Source organism: Armatimonas sp. (assembly GCF_964826245.1).
In genome coordinates, this window is record NZ_CBAYMC010000270.1 from 1 (window position 1) to 5,343 (window position 5,343).

The following is a 5,343-nucleotide window of genomic DNA, read 5'->3' on the forward strand; positions in this document are numbered from 1 at the left end:
CAGATCGCCTCGCGCTGGCATGGTTTTTACTTGAAACACAAGACGCAACCCTGGTGGATTGCCCACCCCGATGAACATGTGACGCTCGTGACGGGAGTCGGTGGTGCGGGGATGACCCTGAGCTTCGGGCTGGCAGAAGACGTCGTGGAGGAACTCGGATGAGCAAACAGAAACCTGAGCTGGTAATCTTTGAGATGGCTGGAACGACGGTCCACGACGCGGGCAACCCCGTGCACCGCTGCCTGCGGGACGCGCTTGCCAGCGCGGGGGTGGCGGTCACGCATGAGCAGGTCAACGCCGTCATGGGCTATCCCAAGCCCGATGCCATCCGCCAGCTTCTGATCAGTGGCAGCGAGAGCCGCGTCCAAGAGATCCATGCCTACTTCGTGGAGCGCATGATCGCCCACTATAAAACCAACCCCAGTGTCCGCGAGATCGAGGGCGCGTCGCTGGTCTTTGTGACGCTACGCAGTGAAGGTATCAAAGTCGCGCTGGACACCGGCTTCTCACGCGACATCGCCGATGTGATTATCGAGCGCCTCGGCTGGCGCTTGCTGCTGGATGGCTCGGTCACCAGCGACGAAGTGCCCCGTGGACGCCCCCACCCGGACATGGTACTGGCCCTGATGGCACGCTTTGGGATTGCGTCGGCGGCAAGTGTCGCAAAAGTCGGCGACACGCCCTCCGATCTTTTCGAGGGCACGGCGGCAAACTGCGGCTGGGTAATCGGGGTCTGTGAGGGCTCCCACACGGAGGCAGAGCTTGCCCCACACCCGCACACCCACCTGCTCAGCAATATCACCAAGCTCCCTGCACTTTGGGGAATTTAATCTTGTCTTGATACAGTCTGCATAAGAAGAGACTATCCTAGGAGCTGTACAAGACATTACGAGTTGCGACTGGCGGCCCGGGTAGCCATGATTCCTACCCCTGGCTGGACTAGTCGCGTTTGTGATGAGGCGTATGATGAGACATTACTACCCTCACGAAAGTGAGGAGCTGCGGGCAAAGCTTAGCCCGCAGCTTTTCTTTTTTCACAGCACAGCCTAAGCTACGAGAGCGAAGTGGAGCTTAGTCACAGGCCCAGCCGCTATTGCCGAAGCTCTGAGTCGCGCTGGGTGAGCAGAAGAGCCTGTCGAACTGCCCCGCGCTCACCACAAACTTCACGTGGCCATCGGCAAAGACAAAGCTCCCTCCACGCGGGTGCCACTGCTTGTAGTAGTCCGGGAAGTAGCCGTACTTTGCGCCACTCGGATCTCGGTCGCCACCAAACCAAGGGAGCATCTCCTCCCGCATAATATAGGTCTCAGCAGGAGCCTGGAAAGCCGCATCGGAGATCGGCCCCGATGGCAGACAGTAGTCATTGCTCGGCTCACAAAGAACATTGTTCTGCTTCGAGACCCCCGAGATCACCGAGAGTGCCCCACGGGTGAAGCGATACGAGCTGCCATAGCAATCTCTATACGAGCGGCTCTTTCCCGGCAGGTCCGAGCAGCCGCCGTAGTCAACGCCACTGGGTACGCTCTGTGGCACGGGGCCACCGGAGTCATCAGGACAGCGGAAGATGTCGCGGCTCTTGGTATAGGGCTGCAAGAGCACCTCGACCCCAAGATGCCCGGCAACATCCGCGGCGGGCTGGGTGTTGTAGGCATAGAAAATCGGGAGTGTCTCCTCGTAGTCCTGGCGGTACATCTGGAGGGCAAGGCCAATATGCCGCATGTTCGAGAGGCAAGTCGTCTGCCGGGCGCTCTCACGGGCTTGGGCAAAAACGGGAAAGAGAATCGCTGCCAGAATCGCAATAATCGCGATGACAACGAGGAGTTCGATGAGCGTAAACGCATGTTTCATAGTTTTCTCCTCAGCATCGAGAAGAAAGAGACGTGCCCGTAGCAAAGAAAACAAGCAAGCACGCTTCCGCTTCCCTACGCCGGTACGAACCGGATCAGGTTCTGGGGTCGGCAAAATTGCCCTCTCAGCCCAACATCGCTCTTATACGACTCAGGCTCCCCCAGCGGTTTCAGCACGCAGTATATCCCATCCTGTCATAGGAGCAAAATCAATCATGAAAAATCACCTTAATTGTAAACTTAATGTTAAATCTTTTGGAAAATCCTTGCTTTTTTTCCAAGAGACCGAGATACTGAATCCAACGCAATCTCATCCTAATTGGAGGAACTCACTCTTGTCATCAAAAGACACTCTCTCGGAAACGGGTGCCATCTTAACCCGCGCAGGCGGAACTCTGTCCGTGCTCAGCGGTGTTGCACCCGAGCTACTAGATGCCGCACAAGTCGAGCTCGATGCCTACCGCGACGCGATGGAGACCCTGGAGACCAAGACCAAGGCACTGGAGGAGCACCTCGCCGCTATTGCCACGCTCCTGCCCGAGGTTCGAAAAGAGACCCGCCAGCTTAAAGAGCGCAACAAAAAAGCCTACGAGGTTCTCCAGAAAGTGGTTCACGGCAAGCCAATTGTGACAAAGAAACCCGCCGTGGTAAAGTCCAAGCCCATCCCACCCGCTCCCACAGAGGCCAGCTTGGAGAGCGCAGTAGCAGCTCCCGTGAAGGCCACGACGACGCGACGGAAAACTGCCACCAAAACATCCTAGATCTGGGCTTCTAGCAGCGCTCGGTAGCTCTCCAACGAGGGAGTTACCAGCGCCGTCACTTTCCCTTCGTCATCATAGCGGCGGAGGCGCACGGCCCAGTCGGCATGAGGATCTCCCTCAAACTCCTGCGCCTCCCCCTCGCTCATCACCCCGCCCTGAAGTGCCAGGCTACGCTGCGATGCTTCCGAGAGAGAGTCGTGGTACCCAGGCTGACGGGCACAGAGATAGCGCTTGGCCGCGACATGAAGACGCACAGGCTCGACGATCTCGGGGGGAAAGTGCTTCGCAAGCCAGCGTGCGCCGTGCTCTTCGTGCTGGGCATCTATGCCTTTTTCGGCAATATCCTCTCCCAAGTCATGGAGCAAGTGCCCCATATCATGGAGCAGACACGCCACCACCAAGCCCTCGGGCTCCCCGGCTTGCGCCGCAAAGTAAGCACACTGCAGTGCATGCTCCCGCTCGGTAACCTCTTCACCGTAGTGCTGGTCTCCCCGCAGGGCAAAGCACTCCATAATCTTGGCAACGACGCTCTGGGGCGTCTGAGCTAGCTCGTTCATCCTCCCTAGCATACTACAGTTCCCTTCTTCTTTGCACTCTCTTAACGTGAAAATAACCTCCCGTTAATCAAGACCCGGGCCTAGACAGGGAGAATGATAGCGAAAGGAATTTTCTCTATGAAACAGAACCACAAATCAACTGGCTTTACGCTGATTGAACTTCTCGTCGTTATTGCAATCATCGCGATTCTGGCCGCCATTCTCTTCCCCGTCTTTGCACAGGCCCGTGCCAAAGCGCGGCAGGCATCTTGTCTCTCCAACCTCAAGCAGCTTGGCCTTGGGGCCATGATGTACGCCCAAGACTACGACGAGATCATGCCTGAGACTGGCTGGCAAGGCCCCTGCTCCCCTGCGGGTGAGCCCCCACAGACCGCCACCGACAACTTCTTCTCCGGTGTCTATGCCTTTCCGCTTGCCGTGATGCCCTACCAGAAAAACTACGGTATTTTAGTCTGCCCAAGTGATCCCGACAAGGGTGGCTGGGGCAAGCTAGGCTCCAACTGCTTTGAGCAGCAGCTTGTCCAGATGAATGTCCCTGGTGCCTACGCCGGGATGCGCAACGTGGCCAATGCCATGACCAAAGTGCTTCCTCTAAGCTATGCCGGCAACTATTTTCTGAGCGCTGCTTACGGAACTCCTACACTAGCGGGAACGAATGGTGGTAAGATGCGCCCGATAAGCAGCTATGCCGCCCCGGCGAACCTGGCCTATGTGACCGATGTGGGCTCCGCGCAGCTTGCAGCAGGCGGCACCTTTGCAGGCTGGTACATCGCGCCAGGCTACGGAATCAATACCAATGTCGCGACTCTGGGAACGGGACGCTGGGAAAAAGGTCAGCGCCACTCCGGGGGGCGCACCTGGGCCTTCTGTGACGGTCATGCCAAGTGGACAAAAGACCCAAACTGGCTAACCGCAACAGGCACGGTCAAGTCCCAGACTGTGATCACGGAGGAGTACCGCCGTATGGGCATCTACACCTACCCGGAGACCGAGACGAGCAACTAACCCCACCGCTCTGTCACACTGTCCCCGCAACTGTCGTTAACAACGTAGAATGGGACAGATGCGGCAGAAAACACTCACGGGGTTCTTCTGGCGGGCGCTTGGGCGACCGCTCGGGCTTTCGTCGCGCGCCCGTAGTGAAGAGGAGCTGCTTTGTCTGCTACGCGATCCGTCGCTGAGTGAGGCGGATCGCTGCCTTGTCGAGGAGCAGCTCTTTGTTCTCGTTCGTGAGCGGATCGGTACGGCGGTGGATGGGTTCTGCGGCGCTCTGGCAGGAATGGAGCGCGACGACATTATCACCGAGGTCTGGCTGAAGCTGCGCCGCTCCTCATCGCCGGATCTACGCACCAGCTGCCTTCGCCGCGTCGCACGGCAGATTGTTCAGAGCAAGCTGCGCCTGAAAAGCACCCAGAGCTACCGGCAGGAGCCTTTAACCGAGAGTGGAGATCGGATCACACGAGCCATTGAGGGCCTCATCGAGTCTGCTCCCTCACCCGTGGAGCAGCTCTGTAGCAACGAGCTAATGCAACGCGTTCGTCAGCAGCTCGGAAATGAAAACGCCGCGCCCCTGATCCTCAGCTCCGTCTACGGCTGGGAGCATCAGGAGATCGCAGCGTGGCTTGGGATTCACGAAGAAGCCTCCAAGAAACGCGCCCAGCGAGCCGTCGCCCGCCTCCGCACTCTGGCAGAGACGGACGAGACTTTTAAAGCGCTCCTTGAAGACGAGTCTGACTAGCCGACTTTCTTTTTTGTCGTAGGTGCCTTGGGCTTAGCGGCTGGCTTGGGGGTATTGTAACCCTTGCAGCACTCGCCTTTTTTCTGCATCTTGCTGTGGCAGAACTTATTGCACTTATGGTGCTTGTCCTCACCCATCACATGCTTACACTTCATGCCTTTGCAACACTTCGGCTCAGCCAGTTTCTTGGTCGTCCCTTGTGCAAACGCAAACGCAGTGCAGCTCAGCAGAGCGACGGCAACAATCATGAAATTTTTCATTTCAACCTCCCTCTGCCATTTTACATAATTTACTCACCTTACGCAGTCACAGTGTGATAGCTGGAGCTAGCCCCGATTGGCGTAGCTCCTGCCAACCCGAAAAAGCAGCACTGAGGGCTTCTCGATAGAGGCGAGCACGAAGGGCAAAATGATTGATGTGGCATCGAGACTTACAGACCT

The 5,343-nt window shown here is 57.4% G+C and carries 7 protein-coding genes and 1 riboswitch; of the genes, 4 read left to right on the forward strand and 3 right to left on the reverse strand.

What is annotated here, in order from left to right:
* Positions 1 to 158: 158 nt before the first annotated feature.
* On the forward strand, positions 159 to 830 hold the full coding sequence (locus AC1XOS_RS19285; RefSeq protein WP_481963846.1) for an HAD hydrolase-like protein: 672 nt from the start codon (positions 159 to 161) through the stop codon (positions 828 to 830).
* 241 nt (positions 831 to 1,071) lie between these two features.
* On the opposite strand, the gene AC1XOS_RS19290 is transcribed toward AC1XOS_RS19285, so the two are convergent.
* Entirely contained in the window at positions 1,072 to 1,848 is a 777-nt protein-coding gene (locus AC1XOS_RS19290) for a DUF1559 family PulG-like putative transporter (protein ID WP_481963847.1), read from the reverse strand.
* A gap of 54 nt (positions 1,849 to 1,902) precedes the next feature.
* Positions 1,903 to 2,020: riboswitch (TPP riboswitch) on the reverse strand.
* 162 nt (positions 2,021 to 2,182) lie between these two features.
* Here AC1XOS_RS19290 and AC1XOS_RS19295 point away from each other — a divergent pair.
* The gene (locus AC1XOS_RS19295; RefSeq protein ID WP_481963848.1) at positions 2,183 to 2,608 is read left to right on the forward strand and encodes a hypothetical protein; all 426 of its coding nucleotides are present in this window, start codon (positions 2,183 to 2,185) and stop codon (positions 2,606 to 2,608) included.
* On the opposite strand, the gene AC1XOS_RS19300 is transcribed toward AC1XOS_RS19295, so the two are convergent.
* Positions 2,605 to 3,165 carry a phosphonate degradation HD-domain oxygenase gene (locus tag AC1XOS_RS19300; RefSeq protein WP_481963849.1) on the reverse strand — a complete coding sequence of 187 codons (561 nt, stop codon included), beginning with the start codon at positions 3,163 to 3,165 and terminating at the stop codon, positions 2,605 to 2,607. The genes AC1XOS_RS19295 and AC1XOS_RS19300 overlap by 4 nt on opposite strands.
* A gap of 117 nt (positions 3,166 to 3,282) precedes the next feature.
* Here AC1XOS_RS19300 and AC1XOS_RS19305 point away from each other — a divergent pair, with 117 nt between their 5' ends.
* Entirely contained in the window at positions 3,283 to 4,170 is an 888-nt protein-coding gene (locus AC1XOS_RS19305) for a DUF1559 family PulG-like putative transporter (RefSeq protein ID WP_481963850.1), read from the forward strand.
* A gap of 58 nt (positions 4,171 to 4,228) precedes the next feature.
* The gene (locus tag AC1XOS_RS19310) at positions 4,229 to 4,903 is read left to right on the forward strand and encodes an RNA polymerase sigma factor (RefSeq protein ID WP_481963851.1); all 675 of its coding nucleotides are present in this window, start codon (positions 4,229 to 4,231) and stop codon (positions 4,901 to 4,903) included.
* On the opposite strand, the gene AC1XOS_RS19315 is transcribed toward AC1XOS_RS19310, so the two are convergent.
* Positions 4,900 to 5,163 carry a hypothetical protein gene (locus AC1XOS_RS19315; RefSeq protein ID WP_481963852.1) on the reverse strand — a complete coding sequence of 88 codons (264 nt, stop codon included), beginning with the start codon at positions 5,161 to 5,163 and terminating at the stop codon, positions 4,900 to 4,902. The genes AC1XOS_RS19310 and AC1XOS_RS19315 overlap by 4 nt on opposite strands.
* Between the last annotated feature and the right edge of the window lie 180 nt (positions 5,164 to 5,343).

Excerpts from the sequence above, each read along its gene's own strand:
- AC1XOS_RS19285 (WP_481963846.1), top strand. The coding sequence starts at position 159 with ATGAGCAAACAGAAACCTGAGCTGGTAATCTTTGAGATGGCTGGAACG.
- AC1XOS_RS19290 (WP_481963847.1), bottom strand. The coding sequence starts at position 1,848 with ATGAAACATGCGTTTACGCTCATCGAACTCCTCGTTGTCATCGCGATT.
- AC1XOS_RS19300 (WP_481963849.1), bottom strand. The coding sequence starts at position 3,165 with ATGAACGAGCTAGCTCAGACGCCCCAGAGCGTCGTTGCCAAGATTATG.
- AC1XOS_RS19305 (WP_481963850.1), top strand. The coding sequence starts at position 3,283 with ATGAAACAGAACCACAAATCAACTGGCTTTACGCTGATTGAACTTCTC.
- AC1XOS_RS19310 (WP_481963851.1), top strand. The coding sequence starts at position 4,229 with ATGCGGCAGAAAACACTCACGGGGTTCTTCTGGCGGGCGCTTGGGCGA.
- AC1XOS_RS19315 (WP_481963852.1), bottom strand. The coding sequence starts at position 5,163 with ATGAAAAATTTCATGATTGTTGCCGTCGCTCTGCTGAGCTGCACTGCG.